The organism is Kitasatospora phosalacinea (genome assembly GCF_030268885.1).
GTDB lineage: Bacteria > Actinomycetota > Actinomycetes > Streptomycetales > Streptomycetaceae > Kitasatospora > Kitasatospora phosalacinea_C.
On record NZ_BSSA01000001.1, the window covers coordinates 781,133 to 796,401 of the forward strand.

The window sequence follows — 15,269 nt, forward strand, 5'->3', positions numbered from 1 at the left end:
GGTGCGCACCGCGGGAAGGCCCCCGCTCCGGTCCGGAGCGGGGGCCTTCCGCGCGGGCGGGGCCGGGCCGTCAGTCCAGACCGGCCAGCAGGAGCGCCTCGAACTGCTTAGCCAGCTCCTCGATCACTCCGGTGCGGTGGAACGCCGTGTCGTAGACCAGGTCGAGGGTGAGCCGGCCGTTCACGGTCGAGCCGAACAGCGTCGGCACCGGCCCGCGCGAGGTGGTGGCCCACCGGCTGTCGGTGACCCGCAGGCCCTCCGGCACCGGGTACTCCTCGATGACGCCGATGTTCGAGACCATGAACGAGATCGGCGGCAGCGGGGTGGCCTCGCCCACCTCGCGCTGGGAGACCAGCCGGTGCTGGACCTCCTCCCGGGCCAGCGCCTCCTTGAGCTGCGCACCGATCCGCCGCCCCACCTCGGCGGGACGGTCGTCCGGGCCGACGCCGGTGGAGCAGACCAGCCGCGCCACGCAGCAGAACGGCGCGTCCGGGGCGATCGGCGGCTCCACCCGGGAGCGGAGGTCGACCGCGAAGGCGGGCGCCACCGGCAGCGGCCCGGCCTCCGGGAACCGGGAGCGCACCGCGCACGCCATCGCCCCGACCAGCAGGTTGGTGAGCGAGACGCCCTCCCGGCGGGCGGCGGCGAGCAGCGCGGCCGTGACCTCCGGCTCGAAGGCGAAGGCGCGCACCGCCAGCTCGCCCGGTGCGTCGGCCGCCCCGTGCAGGGTCAGCGGCGGCTCGCCCGCCGGCGGCAGCCGCACCGGTCCCGGCTCGTACGCGGCGAGCAGCGCCTCCTCCAGCGACCCCTCGAACGCGGACCGTCCGCTCGGCGGGCGCTCCACCCCGCGCAGCAGGTCGGCGTAGTGGCCCAGCAGCCGGTGCAGCAGCAGCGTGTTCAGCCGGGCGTCGCTGCCGGCGTGGTCGCCGGCGAAGCTGAGCACCGCGGAGTCGGGCCCCTGGGCGAGCGTGACCCGGTAGATCCGGCGGTCGTCCGGCAGCGCGGTGTTGAGGATCTGCGCGAGCCCGTTGTCGCCCGGGGCGACGAGCTCCAGGCCGGGCCCGTCGTCGGCCAGTTCGACAAGGACCGCGTCCGGGGTGCGGCGGAAGGAGCAGCGCACCAGCGGGTGGTCGCGCTGGAGCAGTTCCAGGGCCCGTTCCAGGACCTCCGCGTCCACCCGGCCCTCCAGCGTCACGCTCGCGACGACCGGTCCGACGCGCCACAGGTAGAACAGGGACTCGAAGAAGGTGAGGGAACGGCACTCGTGCGTCATCGGCGAACCTTTCGGGCGTCCGGCGGGACCCGCCGGTGGGGTGTCCGGGGGAGGGCGGCGGGGTGGTCGGCCCCGGTCACGGCGCGAACGGCGCGGGGGTGAGGATTCGGCGGTCGAGCCGGGCCACCAGCGGGCCGTCGAGCTCGCTGAGCCGCTTGGCCTCGATCCACCGCGGGTCGCCGAAGAAGGACGTCCAGTTGCGCTCGAGCGCGTCGTAGGAGTCGTGCCGCAGCACGTAGACGACCTGGCCCATGGTCTGCGGGCCGAACTCGGTGAGCGAGATGAAGACCACCTCCATCCCGTGCTTGCCGAGCAGCTCCACGGCGTGCTCGTTGAACCGGCGGATCAGGTCGGGCAGGCGGCCGGGGACAGCGGTGTACTCACGCAGTTCGTAGATCATGTGAGCTCAACTCCCTTTCAGGGAAGGCATGGTGGACCCGATGACCGGTGTCCGGCGCGGTGCGGGTTCGCGTCCGGGAGCCTAGCCACGGCGCACCCGGGCGCACTTCTCCCTGAGTGCCCCGGGCACCTCCGGACGGATTCCGCCCCGAGCGCCCGCCACTTCCGCGCGGGTCCGCGCGCGAACGGCGATGAGTTCCGGCCCCGTCGCCGGTATGTAGACCGAGCCCGGCCGACGGCCCCCGCCGCGTCCCGGGAACGGAACGACCGAACGGAGAGAGCCATGACCACGGCAGGGTCGGCGACGCAGCCGACCGCGGCACCCGCCGCAGAGTCCGACCGGCGGTGGATGATGCTGGTACTGCTGCTGCTCGGACAGTTCATGGGCCTGGTCGACGTCTTCATCGTCAACGTGGCCATGCCCTCGATCGGCACCGAACTGCACGCCTCCGGCGCGTCCCTGCAACTGGTCGTCGGCGGCTACACGGTCGCCTACGCGATGCTGCTGATCACCGGCGCCCGGCTGGGTGACCTGTACGGGCGGCGCCGGATGTACCTGCTGGGCGTCGTCGCGTTCACCCTCACCTCGGTGGGCTGCGCCTTCGCGCCCGACGCCGCGACGCTGGTGGTGTTCCGCTTCGCCCAGGGCGCCAGCGCGGCGGTCATGGTGCCGCAGATCATGAGCGTCATCCAGATGCAGTTCCAGGGCCCGGCGCGCGCCAAGGCGCTGTCCGCGTACGGCGCGGTGCTGTCGACCGGCGCGGTGGCCGGCCTCGTCCTCGGCGGCGTGATCGTCAACGCGGACCTGTTCGGCGCCAGCTGGCGCCCGGTGTTCCTGGTCAACGTGCCGATCGGCCTGGTCCTGATCGCGCTCGTCCCGCGGCTGCTCCCGAAGGACGCCCCGACCGGGCGCCGCAAGCTGGACCTGCAGGGCCTGGCCCTGGCCGTCCCGGCGGTGTTCCTGCTGGTGCTGCCCGCCGTTCTCGGCCGCGAACTGGACTGGCCGGCCTGGACGTTCGTCTGCATGGCCGCCGGGGTCGTGCTCGCCGCCGTGTTCGTCCGGGTCGAACGGGGCATCGCGGCCCGCGGCGGCGACCCGCTGCTCAACCTCGCCGTCCTGCGGGCCCCCGGCATGTCGATCGCCATGATCACCGTGGTGTGCGTCCAACTCACCTACGGAGGCTTCCTGTTCGTCTTCACCCTGCACCTCCAGCAGGGCCTCGCCGAGACCGCGCTGCGGGCCGGCCTGACCTACCTCCCGATGTCGATCACCTTCGGCCTGGCCGGGTTCTACTGGCGCAAGCTTCCCGCCCGGATCCACCACCTGCTCGCCCCGGGCGGCCTGGCGGTCTCCGCGCTCTCCTACGGCCTGGTGGCGATCGCCATGCAGGACGGCGGCTCCGGCGGCGCGCTGATGTGGATCGGCACGATCCTCAACGGCGTCGGCATGGGCCTGTCGGTCAGCCCGCTGCTCACCCAGGCGCTGGTCAACGTGCCGATGGACAAGGCGGCGGACGCCAGTGGACTGCTCACCACCATCGTCCAACTCGGCCAGGTCGGGGGCATCGCGGTGTACGGTGCCCTGTACCTGACGCTGGTCGACCGGACCGGCGACGGGGTGCGCGCCCACGTCCTGGGCACCGCGATGTCCACCAGCGCGGTCTGGATCCTGGTGGTGGCCGCGCTCGGCGTGGTCCCCGGCCTCCTGCTGTCCCGCGTCGTCCTGCGGGCCCGCCGCCCCGCCCCGGCCGCCCCCGCGGCCGTCCCCTCCCCGACGGCCGCCTCCGACTGACCCCGGCCGACCGCCGTCCCCCGCACCGTCCCCGGCACCGCCCGAGCGCCGCGTCCCCCCGACGCGGCGCTCGGGCGGTTCCCGGCCCGGCCCCCGCTCCGCGACCGAAAGGCTTCAGCATGACCCGCACAGCGCACCGCCCCAGGATCGTGGTGGTGGGAGCCGGGCTGGCAGGCACCGCCACCGCCATCAGGATGCTCCGCTTCGCCCGCCGCCCCGTCGAGGTCGTCCTGCTGGAGCGGCGCACCGACTACCGCTCCGCGGGGGTCGCCTACCACCGCTCCGGGAACCCCTGGGACTACGTCTTCAACATCCAGGCCGGGCGGATGTCGGTGTTCCGGGAGGACGTCCTCGACTTCGTCCACTGGGCCAACCGGGATGCCGACCGCGGTGACTGGCCCGCGCACTGGGCCGACCACGAGTTCACCGAGCCGGGCCCGGCACCCCGGCGGATATTCCAGGACTACCTGGAGCAACGGCTCGCCGAGGCCGCCCGCCAGGCCGCCCCCGGCGTCCTGCTCACCGAGACCGACGGCGAGGCGTTCGACCTGGTGCCCACCCCCGCCGGGGCCGACCTGTCGGTCCGGCTGGGCGACGGCACCGAGCACGTGCTGCCCGCCGCGCAGGTGGTCCTCGCCACCGGCCTGGAGGAACGCGAACTGCCCTTCGCCGGCGAGGTGCTGGACCACCCGCGGTTCGTCCGCCACCCCTACTCGGCCGACGGCGTGCGCCGACTGGAGGCGCTGCCGCCCGAGGCCGACGTGGTCATCGTCGGCACGGTGCTCAGCGCCTACGACTCGGCGGGCCTGCTGCTGCGCCGCGGCCACACCGGGAGCATCACGCTGGTCTCCCGCAGCGGCACCATGTTCCGCTCCTACCCGGGCGGCCACGAGCACGGCGTCCTGCGCCTGCCCTGTCCCCGCACGCTACTGGAGCCCTACCGCGGCCGCCAGGAGTTCCTGGAGCGGGTCCGCGCCGAATGGACGACGGCCTGCGAGGCCGTTGCCCGCGACCACCCCGGCACCGCCCCCGACGTGGTCGCCGAACGCGTCGCCAAGGCCTGGGAACCCCACCTGCCCGAGGCCCTCGCACGCATCCCCTCGGCCGAACTGCGCTGCCTGCTGGACGAGTACGGCACCGCGATCGCCGCCCTCCGGGTCGGCGCGGTGCCCTACACCCTCGACGTCATCGAGCGGGCCGTGCGCTCAGGCCCGGTCCGCCTGCTGGTCGGGGCCGTCCGGACGGTCGTCCCCATCGGGTCCGGCCGCCTGGAGGTCACCGTCGCCGGCGCCGACGAGAAGCTGACCGTCCCGGCGGACCTGGTGGTCGCCAACTTCGGCCGGGAGACCGACTACCGGCGGGTCACCGGACCGCTGTGGCGCAACCTGCTGCGCCGCGGCCTGGTCACCCCGCACGAGCGCACCGGCCGCGGCCTGGAGGTCGACCACCGCGGGGTGCTGCTCACGCCGTCCGGGGAGCCCGGCGGCCCGCTCACCGCGGTCGGCCCGCTGCGCGAGGGCGACGAGATCGTGCGCAACGGCCGCACCGGCGCCTTCGCCTTCAACCTCGCCGCCATCAAGAACCACTCCATCGCGGTCGCCGCCCACGTCATCGAGCAGGTGGAACTCGCCGGACCCGCGGACGACCCCGCCCCCGGTGTTCCTGTTCCGGCCCGGGAGTTGGCCGGATCCGGCGCCTCTGACGGCACGTTCGAGGAAGCGTCCGACCCCCTGTTCGAGGAGGCTGTGAACCTGGAGGTGCGGAGGATGGCCACCCCGGCCCGGGCCCGGCGCGAGCGGATCGACGCCCGCCTGGACGCCCTGGTCGGCCCCCTCACCACCCCGGACGACCCCGGACCCCGCCGCCTGCGCGCGGCGGTCACCCGGGCCGCCGTCCGAAGGCTCACCGACGTCTCCATGACGCCGCGCCAACTGCGCCGTCACCTGGGGATCACCGACAACGCGGACAGCGACGAGGACACGGAGGACTGAGTGAACGGGCGACGGATCCAGGGCTTCATGCTCACCGGCGGCACCCGGGCCACCCTGCGCGGCACCTGCAACCGCACCGGGCGCCCCCAGGAGGGGACCATCCTGATCGCCCCCCACCTGGAAGCGGGCCTGTACGACGCCATCGTCACGGCCGGGGCCGTGGTCTGCGGCGGGGGCGGCCAGACCGGCCACATGCAGTCCCTCTGCCGCGGCCGCGGCATCCCCGTGCTCAGGGTCGACGAAGCCGACCTCGCCGCCCTGGTCGGCGAGGTCACCCTCGACCTGGAGAACGGTTCGATCCTGCTCGACCCCGACCCGGCCCCGGCGCCCGCCCCCGTGTCGGGCGCCGCCCTCCCCACCGTGGCGGACCTCGGCGCCGCCTGCGCGGTCATCGCCGACTTCCAGGACATCCGGACCGTCAACTCCTGCGGCCCGGACGCCGGACGCGTCGACACCTTCTTCATCCGCGAGGAGTTCCTCTGCCTCGCCGCCGGGCTGAGTCCGCTCGACGCCCTCGCCGGCGGCCCCGACGAGGTCGCCCGTTACGGGCGGGCCCTCGCCGAACGCCTCTGCTCCTTCGTCGAGGAGCTCATCCCCGGCCAGCGCCTCGTGCTGCGCCTGCTCGACCTGCGCTCCGACCACGCCGCCAGCGTCACCGAGCAGTCCGCCGTCGCCGTCGAGCCCAACCCCGAACTGGGCCTGCACGGCGCCCGGTGGCTGCTCGGCTCGGCCCCCTACCGGGACGCCCTGCACGGGATGCTCGACACGCTGCGCACCCGGCTCGGCGACCAGGCGGCGCGCGTCCACCTCTCCGTCCCGTTCCTCAACGACGCCGACGAGTACGCCCAGCTGCGCGAGCACCTGGAACTGCCCCCGACCGTCCCGCTCTCCGCCTTCATCGAGACCCCGGCCGCGGTCCACGCCACCCCGGGGATCTGCGCCGCGGGCGCCAGCGAACTGTTCGTCGGGGTCAAGGACCTGGTCCAGTTCTACCTGGCCGCCGACCGCGGCAACCACCTCGTCGCCGACTCCTACCAGACCCGCCACCCCGCCGTCCTCGACGGCGTCCGCCGGGTCGTCGAGGCCGCCCGGGCCGCCGGCACCCCGGTCCGGGTCTTCTCCCTGGGCGCCGACCTCGCCCACTACCTCGACCGGCTCCCCACCCCCGACGGCTACATGATGTGCACCGCCGAACTCACCCAGGTCCTCCGGCCGTCGGCCGCCCCCGCCGGACGGGGAACCTGGGCACGCTGAGAGAAGCGGAACCCGCTGCGGGGCCACCAGGCTTGGGCGCGCGCGACACGCCCCGGCGTGCCCCGAGACACCCCCCCTGCCCCCTCATCCCGTGGGAGTCCCGACCCATGACCACACGCACCGCACCGACCGCGACCGGCCCGAGAGGACCACTCGGCCACCTGAACCACGGGTCGCACCGCGCCGCACTGAACATCTTCATGCTGGTGGTGCTCGGCCACTGGGCCGAGCACATCGCCCAGGCGTACCAGATCTGGGGCCTCGGCTGGCCGGTCCCGAAGTCCAAGGGCCTGCTCGGGTACCAGTTCCCGTGGCTGGTGACCTCCGAGTGGATGCACTACGGCTACGCCCTGGTCATGCTCGTCGGACTGTTCCTGCTGCGTCCCGGGTTCATCGGGCGGGGCCGCACCTGGTGGACGGTGGCGCTGGGGATCCAGTTCTGGCACCACATCGAGCACCTGCTCCTGCTGCTGCAGGCGCAGACCGGGCACTTCCTGTTCGGCAAGGCGGTACCGACCTCGGTGCTGCAACTGGTCTTCCCCCGAGTTGAGTTGCACCTCTTCTACAACACGATCGTCTTCATCCCGATGGTCATCGGCATGTACTACCACCTGCGGCCCAACCGCCAGGAACTGTCCGAGATGACGTGCAGCTGCCAGCACGCCGTCCGCCGCCACGAGGTTGCGGCGCACGCGTGACCGGCACCGGCTCGCCCAGGTCCTTCCGGCGCACCATGGCTCTCGGCACCGGGGTCGTCGTACTGCTCCTGCTCGGACTCCTCTGGGTCAGCGCCCGCCAGCCGGTACGGCTGGCGGGCGTCACCCCGGCCGACGGCAGCGCCCAGGACCGGGCTCCGGCGGAGGTCGCGCTGACCTTCTCCGGCGACGACTTCCGACCGGGAACGGTCTACCTCCAGGTCAACGGGCCCGACGGCACCTCCGTCACCGACGGCCCGCCCCGGCTGGACGGCCACCGCCTGGTCACCCCGGTCCGCATCGACGCCCGGGGCAGCTACCAGGTCACCTACCGGCTCGTCCTGGACGGCGGTCGCGAGGTCTCCGGCACGACCGCTTTCGGCGTCGGAACCGCCGCCGCCCCCGGCGACCGACCCGCCACCCCCGCGGACGACGACGCCCCCACCCATCAGCACGGCGTCGACGGCGCCTGGAACCTCCTGCTGATCTGCGTCGACGCCCTCCTGCTCCCCGGAGCCGCCCTCCTACTGCTCCGCGCCCCACGCCTCCGCCGCTCCCCGGCCCGCACCCGCTGACCCGCCGACCCGCGCCGCGCCTCCGGTCCGCCGACTACCTGCTGCAGGTCTCGAAGGCGATGTCGGTCGGCGGCCCGGAGGTTCGGAAGGCCGCGGGCGCGGCGCTGGACGCCGGTACCCCGGAGGCGCTGAGCGCGTTCCTGACCATGGGACTCGCCGAGGCCCGCGCCCGGGACGCAGCGGCCGGGCAGGGCGGCAACGGCACCGGCGGCACCGCCGCCGACCTCGCCTCCACCGGCACCGCCGCCCCGGTGGGCGCCCTCGCCGTCGGCGGTGCCACCGCGATCGCGCTCGGCGCGGGCACCCTGGTGGCCGCCCGTCGTCGCCAGGAGTCCCGGCCTGCGGTCACCCGACCCGTGGTCGCGGCCGTCCCGCGGCCGTGACCACGGCGCTCCCTCCGGCGTCCCTACAGCCAGCCCGCCCGCTTGAACAGCCGGTGCAGACCGATGCAGACGCCCGCCATCAGGGTCAGCACGGCGGGGTAGCCCCAGGCCTGGCGCAGCTCCGGCATGTGCTCGAAGTTCATCCCGTAGATGCCCGCGATCATGGTCGGTACGGCGGCCAGCGCGGCCCAGGCGGAGATCTTCCGCATGTCGTCGTTCTGCTGCACGCTGACCTGCGCCAGGTTGGCGGACAGGATGTCGGACAGCAGCCGGTCCAGTCCCTCCACCACTTCGTTGACCTTGGCCAGGTGGTCCGCCACGTCCCGGAAGTACGGGCGCAGTTCGGCGGCGACGAACGGCACCTGCACGTCGGAGCCGGCCCGGGTCAGCCGCAGCGCGGGCTCCATCAGCGGGAAGGTGGCCTTGCGGAAGCCCACCACCTGCCGCTTGAAGCCGTAGATCCGCTCGGCCGCGCCGCGCGAGCGCCCGGGGGAGAAGATCGCCTCCTCCAGTTCGTCCAGGTCGGTCTGCAACTCGGTCGCCACGTCGAGGTACTGGTCGACGACCAGGTCGCAGACCGCGTACAGCACGGTGGCGGGCCCGTGCGCGAGCAGTTCGGGCTGGGCCTCCAACCGGCTGCGCAGGTCCTTGAGCGGGCTCTCCGGGCCGTGCCGGACGGTCATCACGTACGAGTCGCCGAGGAAGATCATCAGCTCGCCGATCGAGACCGTCTCGTTCTCCTGGTGGTACGCGGCGGTCTTCAGGACGGTGAACACCGAGTCCCGGTAGATGTCGACCTTCGGGCGCTGGTGCGCGGTCACCGCGTCCTCCACCGCCAGCGGGTGCAGGCCGAACTCGTCGGCGACGTGGTCGAACTCCGCCGCGGTCGGGTCCGCCAGGCCGATCCACAGGAAGCCGTCACCGGCCGCGCGGACCTCCGCCAGGGCGTCCGAGAAGTCCGCGGGGCCCTGGGTGCGCTTCCCGTCCCGGTAGATGCCGCAATCCACGATCATGCTGGCCATTGTGACCCGAAGCGGCGGCCCGCGGGGCGGGTTCGACCCCGTACCCTTCAGGTATGCCCACCCTGCTGCTCGTCCGCCACGGCCGGTCCACCGCCAACTCCGCCGGGATCCTCGCCGGATGGACGCCCGGAGTCGACCTGGACGACACCGGGCGGGCCCAGGCCGCCGCCCTGCCCGGGCGGCTCGCCGGGCTCCCGATCGCCCGCCTGGTCAGCAGCCCGCTGGAGCGCTGCCGACAGACCCTGGAGCCGCTCGCCGCGGCCCGTCCCGACCTGGCCGCCCCCGCGCTCGACGAGCGGCTCGGCGAGTGCCACTACGGCGACTGGACCGGCCGCCCGCTGGCCGAACTGGCGGGCGAACCGCTCTGGCGCACCGTCCAGGACCACGCCTCGGCCGCGGCCTTCCCCGGCGGCGAGTCGCTGCGTGCGCTCAGCCACCGCACCGTCGACGCGGTGCGCGAGTGGAACGACAAGGTCGCCGTCGACCACGGGCCGGACGCGCTCTGGGTCGCCACCACCCACGGCGACGTGATCAAGGCGATCGTCGCCGACGCCCTCGGCCTGCACCTCGACCACTTCCAGCGGATCTCGGTCGAGCCCTGCTCGGTCACCGCGATCCGCTACACCCCCCACCGCCCCTACCTGCTGCGCCTCGGCGACACCGGCTCGCTGGCCGCCCTGGCCCCCCGCCTGCACGGGCACTCGGCCGGGGACGACGCCGTGGTCGGCGGCGAGACCGGCGCCGAGACCGGCACCGCCACCGCCTGAGTTCCGAGCCCCGAGCCCCGGGCCCGGACGGCGTCCGAACACCCACCGGAGCCGTCCGGGCACGGAGCACCACCACCCCGCCCCGGGGCCAACTGCCCGGCCGCGCACGGGAACCGACCGCCCGTGTGCCGCACCGGGGCGGTTTGGCCGTAGGGTGAGATCGAGAAGACCGCAACCCCCCTCCGGAGCGAGCAGCGTGACCCGTCAGGTCCACTTCTTCGACCAGCCCGAGCGCTTCGTGGCCGGCACCGTCGGCCAGCCCGGCGCCCGCGCCTTCTACCTGCAGGCCTCCTCGCGCGGCCGGATCACCAGCGTCCTGCTGGAGAAGACCCAGGTCGCCGCGCTCGCCGAGCGCATCGAGGAGGTCCTCGACGAGGCGCTGCGCCGCAGCGGCGGCGAGGCGCCGATCCCCGCCGTCGCCCCCGCCGAACTGCTCGACACCGCCCCGCTCGACCTGCCGCTGGAACAGGAGTTCCGGGTCGGCACGATGGCCCTGGCCTGGGACGCCCGGGACGAGTGCCTGGTGGTCGAGGCGCAGGCGTACGTCGAGGAGTCCGAGGAGGAGAACGAGGCCGAGGTCTTCGACGACGAGAACGGCCCCGACCTGCTCCGGGTCCGGCTCAGCGGTGCGATGGCCCGGGTGTTCGCCAAGCGCGCCCTGGACCTGGTCGCCGCGGGCCGCAAGCCCTGCCCGTTCTGCAACCTCCCGCTCGACCCGGAGGGCCACCTGTGCCCGCGCGCGAACGGCTACCGGCGCTGAACGAGGAGAGCCCCGAGGTGGCGGACGCCCCCGGCACCGACCCGGCCACCAGCGCCGCGCTGGCCGCCGACCGGGCCACCGCGCTCACCCTGCTGCGCGAGGGCGCCCTGGCCGTGCACGGCCGGGTCACCGACGCCTCCAACGCCGTCCTGTACTGCACCGTCACGCTGGACGGCGTCACCGCCCCGTGCGTCTACAAGCCGGTCGCGGGGGAGCGCCCGCTGTGGGACTTCCCGGACGGCACCCTGGCCGGCCGGGAGACCGCCGCGCACGAGCTCTCCGCCGCCACCGGCTGGCACCTCGTCCCGCCCACCGTGCTGCGCGACGGCCCGGCCGGGCCCGGCATGGTCCAGCTGTGGATCGAGCCCGACCCGGACGCCCCCGAACTGCTCGACCTGCAGCCCCTGGACGGCGTCCGGGAGGGCTGGCTGCCCGTGGTCCGGGCCGAGGTCGACGGCGGCCGCCAGGTCTGGCTGGTGCACCGCGACGACGCCCGGCTGCGCCGCCTCGCCGTCCTGGATGCCGTCCTCAACAACGCCGACCGCAAGGGCGGCCACTGGCTGCCCGCCGCCGACGGCCGGATCTACGGCATCGACCACGGCGTCACCCTCCACACCGACCCGAAACTGCGCACCCTGCTCTGGGGCTGGGCCGAACAGCCGCTCACCGCCGAGGCGCTCGACGTCCTGGCCAAGCTCGCCGCCGACCTCGACGGCCCGCTCGGCGAACGGCTGCGCCCGCACCTGACGCCCGGCGAGCTCGACGCGCTGAAGGCCCGGACGGCCGCGCTGCGCGCCTCCGGGCGGCACCCGCTGCCGTCACGGGAGTGGCCTTCTATTCCCTGGCCGCCGGTCTGATACCGATCCGAAACCGAGGACGAATCGATTCCGGCCGATCGCGTCCGTAGGTTGGTCTTTCAAATGATCGCAAGGTTAGAGTCGGTCCCATGCATGCCTGGCCCGCCTCCGAGGTTCCCGCCCTGCCCGGTCAGGGGCTTCCCCTGCGCATCCACGACACCGCCACGAGCAGTGTCCGAGAGGTCGTGCCCACCGGCCCGACCGCCCGGCTCTACGTCTGCGGCATCACCCCCTACGACGCGACCCACCTGGGCCACGCAGCCACCTACAACACCTTCGACCTGATCCAGCGGGTCTGGAAGGACGCCGGCCACGACGTCCTCTACGTCCAGAACGTCACCGACGTGGACGACCCGCTGCTGGAGCGCGCCGTCGCCACCGGCCAGGACTGGACCGCACTCGCCGAGCGCGAGACCGCGCTGTTCCGCGAGGACATGACCGCGCTGCGGATGCTCCCGCCCGCGCACTACATCGGCGCCGTCGAGTCCATCCCGTGGATCGTCCCGCTGGTGCAGCGCCTGCTCGCCTCCGGCGCCGCCTACGAGGTCGACGGCGACGTCTACTTCTCGGTCGACGCCGACCCGCGCTTCGGCGAGGTCTCCGGCCTCACCCGCGAGCAGATGCTCCCGGTCTTCGCCGAGCGCGGCGGCGACCCCGAGCGCCCCGGCAAGAAGAACCCGCTCGACGCCCTGCTCTGGCTCTCCGCCCGCCCCGGCGAACCCGCCTGGGAGACCGAGCTCGGCCACGGCCGCCCCGGCTGGCACATCGAGTGCGTGGCCATCGCCCTGCAGTTCCTCGGCATGGACTTCGACATCCAGGGCGGCGGCAGCGACCTGTCCTTCCCGCACCACGAGATGGGCGCCGCCCACGCCCAGGTCGCCCTCGGCGAGCACCCCTACGCCCGCGCGTACGTGCACGCCGGCATGGTCGGCCTGGACGGGCACAAGATGTCCAAGTCCCGCGGCAACCTGGTCTTCGTCTCGGCCCTGCGCCGCGACGGCATCGACCCCGCCGCGATCCGGCTCGCCCTGCTCGCCCACCACTACCGCAGCGACTGGGAGTGGACGGCCGCCGACCTCGACGCCGCCCTGACCCGCCTGGCCACCTGGCGCTCCGCGGTCTCCCGCCCCGACGGGCCGCCCGCCGAGGCGCTGCTCGCCGAGGTCCGCGCCGCCCTCGCCGACGACCTCGACGCCCCGGCCGCCCTCGCCGCCGTCGACCGCTGGGCCGCCACCGCCCACGCGGAGGGCGGCGAGGACACCGGCGCCCCGGGCCTCGTCTCCCGCACCGTCGACGCCCTCCTGGGCGTGGCCCTGTAATCCCGTACGGCAGGGGCACAGCCTCCCCTGTCGCCTCCTGGCCCCCCGCGCCCCGCCAAGGGTCTCCGCGGGGCAGGGGCGCAGCCCCCTGTCGCCCGCTCGACTCCCGCGCCCCAGCAGGGGCGCGGGGAACTGCGCGAGCAACCACGCACCCACAGCAAGATCGGCCCCAGGAGAGCACCACCCTCCTGGGGCCGATCCACGCTGAGCGTCACGCTGCGCGTGAAGCGCCTACTCCTCGTCCTCGTCCTTCGGCCGCTCCGTCGCGTGACCGGTGATCGGCTTCTCGCCCTTCGGCCCCTGGTTCTCGCGCCGCCGCAGGTACCGCTCGAACTCCCGGGCGATCGCGTCCCCCGAGGCCTCCGGCAGCTCCGCGGTGTCCTGCGCCTCCTCCAACTGCTGGACGTACTCCGCGACTTCGGAGTCCTCCGCGGCGAGCTGGTCGACCCCGAGCTGCCAGGCCCTGGCGTCGTCGGCGAGTTCGCCCGGCGGGATGCGCAGGTCGAGCAGGTCCTCGACCTTGTTGATCAGGGCGAGGGTCGCCTTGGGGTTGGGCGGCTGCGAGACGTAGTGCGGGACGGCGGCCCAGAAGGTCACCGCGGGGACGCCGGCGTGCGCGCAGGCCTCCTGGAGGACGCCCACGATGCCCGTGGGGCCCTCGTACCGGCTCTCCTCCAGGTCGAGCGAGCGGGCCACCGTCGGGTCGGAGGTGACGCCGGAGACCGGGACGGGCCGGGTGTGCGGGGTGTCGCCGAGCAGCGCGCCGAGGATGACGACCAGCTCGACACCCAGTTCGTGGGCGAATCCCAGCAGTTCGTTGCAGTAGGAGCGCCAGCGCATGCTGGGCTCGATGCCGCGCACCAGGACCAGGTCGCGCGGCTTGGGCTCGGTGACCCGGACCACCGACAGCCGGGTGGTGGGCCAGGTGATCCGGCGGACCCCGCCGTCGAGCCAGATGGTGGGCCGGTTGACCTGGAAGTCGTAGTAGTCCTCGGCGTCGAGCGCGGCGAACACCTTGCCGCCCCAGGTCTCGTCGAGGTGCCCGAGCGCGGCGGAGGCCGCGTCGCCGGCGTCGTTCCAGCCCTCGAAGGCGCAGATCATCACCGGGTCGATCAACTCGGGAAGGTCTTCCAGCTCGATCACCCGGCATCTCCCTCCGTCAGTGGCGGGGGCAACTGCCGCCCCCGTGGTCCCTTACTGCCCAGCCTACGGGCATTGAATGCCCCCGCGGACCGGGCGAGGTGCCCAAGCGTAGTGGTGTCAGCCGACGGGCTCGGCGCAGGCGACGACCGCGTTCATCGCGAGGGTGCCGGGCGCGGGCGGGAGGGTGAAGCTGACGGTGGCCCCGTCCGGGCAGCTCGGCTGCTTCTCCTTGGTGCCGGTGACGGCCTTGGAGACGTAGACCTTGTCGACCTTGTACTCGGGCGCGTGCTCGCCGCCGCCGTCGCAGCGGGTCTCCGCGGTGCCCTCGCGGCCGGAGGCGTCCTTCGTGGCGTACACGCAGTCGCCGACCACGATGCCCGGGCCGCCGCCCCCGCCGGGGTCGCCGGGGTGCGGGTCGTGCAGGTTGCGCAGGCAGGCCCAGGCGGAGCGGCCCTTGGTGATGTCGGGGACGAGGGTGTTCTGGGTCAGGTCGAGGGCGACGTCGGTGCCGTCGGGGCAGTCCGCGCCCTGCGGGAGGGCGGCGGCGACGCCGGTCAGGGTGCCGCTGCGCTTGGTGACCCTGGCCTCGGCCTGGGGCGAGTCGCACGGGGTCATCTCGTAGCGGGGCGCGTCGCTGCCGAGGGTGGCGGGCAGCGCCCGGGCGCAGGAGCCCTCGGCGAAGTAGGCGTCGGTGAGTTGGTCGGGCGGCAGGTCGGTGGAGCCGGGGGCCGCGGTGGGCGCGTGGTAGGCCGCGCTGGCGCCGCTGCCGGGCGCGGAGGGGCCGGCAGCCGAGGAACCGGCGGAGGAGCCGGTGGCGCTGGGCGGCGGTGCGGCCGCGGGGTGCCCGGCGGACGAGCAGCCGGCCAGCAGCAGCCCGGCGGCCAGCAGTGCGGCGGTGAGCAGGGCCGGTCCCGTCCCGGTCCTGCGGGCGCGGGTGCGGGTGCGGGTACGCGTGCGCTCCATGGTTCCTTCCTCCGTGCCGTGCGGTGGTCCGTGGGCAGGCTAACCGCCCGACCCGCCCCGGGGTGACGGGTTTTCG

At 74.1% G+C, this 15,269-nt stretch carries 15 protein-coding genes; 10 read left to right on the forward strand and 5 right to left on the reverse strand.

Features of this window, described 5'->3' with window-relative positions; translation table 11 throughout:
• Positions 1-70 precede the first annotated feature (70 nt).
• Together QSK52_RS03415 and QSK52_RS03420 are read right to left on the reverse strand one after the other, a co-directional pair.
• The gene (locus QSK52_RS03415) at positions 71-1,273 is read right to left on the reverse strand and encodes a phthiocerol/phthiodiolone dimycocerosyl transferase family protein (protein WP_285733333.1); all 1,203 of its coding nucleotides are present in this window, start codon (positions 1,271-1,273) and stop codon (positions 71-73) included.
• Between the two features lie 76 nt (positions 1,274-1,349).
• Positions 1,350-1,673 (reverse strand): NIPSNAP family protein, encoded by a 324-nt coding sequence (locus tag QSK52_RS03420; protein WP_285733335.1) that lies wholly within the window; start codon positions 1,671-1,673, stop codon positions 1,350-1,352.
• Between the two features lie 282 nt (positions 1,674-1,955).
• Here QSK52_RS03420 and QSK52_RS03425 point away from each other — a divergent pair, with 282 nt between their 5' ends.
• The 6 genes from QSK52_RS03425 (at position 1,956) to QSK52_RS03450 (ending at position 8,362) form a co-directional block, all read left to right on the forward strand.
• Complete coding sequence (locus QSK52_RS03425; protein ID WP_285733336.1) at positions 1,956-3,464, forward strand: MFS transporter; 1,509 nt, start codon at positions 1,956-1,958, stop codon at positions 3,462-3,464.
• Positions 3,465-3,583: 119 nt separating this feature from the next.
• Positions 3,584-5,455, forward strand: coding sequence for an FAD/NAD(P)-binding protein (locus QSK52_RS03430; protein WP_285733338.1), 1,872 nt, complete (start codon positions 3,584-3,586; stop codon positions 5,453-5,455).
• Positions 5,456-6,709 carry a putative PEP-binding protein gene (locus QSK52_RS03435; protein WP_285733340.1) on the forward strand — a complete coding sequence of 418 codons (1,254 nt, stop codon included), beginning with the start codon at positions 5,456-5,458 and terminating at the stop codon, positions 6,707-6,709.
• 107 nt (positions 6,710-6,816) lie between these two features.
• A complete protein-coding gene (locus QSK52_RS03440) occupies positions 6,817-7,407 on the forward strand; it encodes a hypothetical protein (protein ID WP_285733343.1) in 591 nt (196 codons plus the stop codon).
• A complete protein-coding gene (locus QSK52_RS03445) occupies positions 7,404-7,979 on the forward strand; it encodes a copper resistance CopC family protein (RefSeq protein ID WP_285733345.1) in 576 nt (191 codons plus the stop codon). The genes QSK52_RS03440 and QSK52_RS03445 overlap by 4 nt, the downstream gene beginning before the upstream one ends.
• A 41-nt stretch (positions 7,980-8,020) precedes the next feature.
• The gene (locus QSK52_RS03450; protein WP_285733452.1) at positions 8,021-8,362 is read left to right on the forward strand and encodes an ALF repeat-containing protein; all 342 of its coding nucleotides are present in this window, start codon (positions 8,021-8,023) and stop codon (positions 8,360-8,362) included.
• Positions 8,363-8,385: 23 nt separating this feature from the next.
• On the opposite strand, the gene corA is transcribed toward QSK52_RS03450, so the two are convergent.
• The gene (gene corA / locus QSK52_RS03455) at positions 8,386-9,375 is read right to left on the reverse strand and encodes a magnesium/cobalt transporter CorA (RefSeq protein ID WP_352230260.1); all 990 of its coding nucleotides are present in this window, start codon (positions 9,373-9,375) and stop codon (positions 8,386-8,388) included.
• Between the two features lie 62 nt (positions 9,376-9,437).
• On the opposite strand from corA, the gene QSK52_RS03460 reads away from it, so the two are divergent.
• The 4 genes from QSK52_RS03460 (at position 9,438) to mshC (ending at position 13,087) form a co-directional block, all read left to right on the forward strand.
• Positions 9,438-10,151 carry a histidine phosphatase family protein gene (locus QSK52_RS03460; protein ID WP_285733349.1) on the forward strand — a complete coding sequence of 238 codons (714 nt, stop codon included), beginning with the start codon at positions 9,438-9,440 and terminating at the stop codon, positions 10,149-10,151.
• A 196-nt stretch (positions 10,152-10,347) separates the two neighbouring features.
• Positions 10,348-10,911 carry a DUF3090 domain-containing protein gene (locus QSK52_RS03465; RefSeq protein WP_033251891.1) on the forward strand — a complete coding sequence of 188 codons (564 nt, stop codon included), beginning with the start codon at positions 10,348-10,350 and terminating at the stop codon, positions 10,909-10,911.
• Positions 10,912-10,970: 59 nt separating this feature from the next.
• Positions 10,971-11,768 (forward strand): SCO1664 family protein, encoded by a 798-nt coding sequence (locus tag QSK52_RS03470; protein ID WP_285733454.1) that lies wholly within the window; start codon positions 10,971-10,973, stop codon positions 11,766-11,768.
• Between the two features lie 89 nt (positions 11,769-11,857).
• Positions 11,858-13,087, forward strand: a complete 1,230-nt coding sequence (gene mshC, locus QSK52_RS03475; protein WP_285733351.1) for a cysteine--1-D-myo-inosityl 2-amino-2-deoxy-alpha-D-glucopyranoside ligase — start codon at positions 11,858-11,860, stop codon at positions 13,085-13,087.
• 231 nt (positions 13,088-13,318) lie between these two features.
• Here the strand turns inward: mshC and QSK52_RS03480 are convergent, their stop codons facing one another.
• Both QSK52_RS03480 and QSK52_RS03485 read right to left on the reverse strand, forming a co-directional pair.
• Entirely contained in the window at positions 13,319-14,230 is a 912-nt protein-coding gene (locus tag QSK52_RS03480; protein WP_285733353.1) for a PAC2 family protein, read from the reverse strand.
• 117 nt (positions 14,231-14,347) lie between these two features.
• Positions 14,348-15,193, reverse strand: a complete 846-nt coding sequence (locus QSK52_RS03485; RefSeq protein WP_285733354.1) for a hypothetical protein — start codon at positions 15,191-15,193, stop codon at positions 14,348-14,350.
• Between the last annotated feature and the right edge of the window lie 76 nt (positions 15,194-15,269).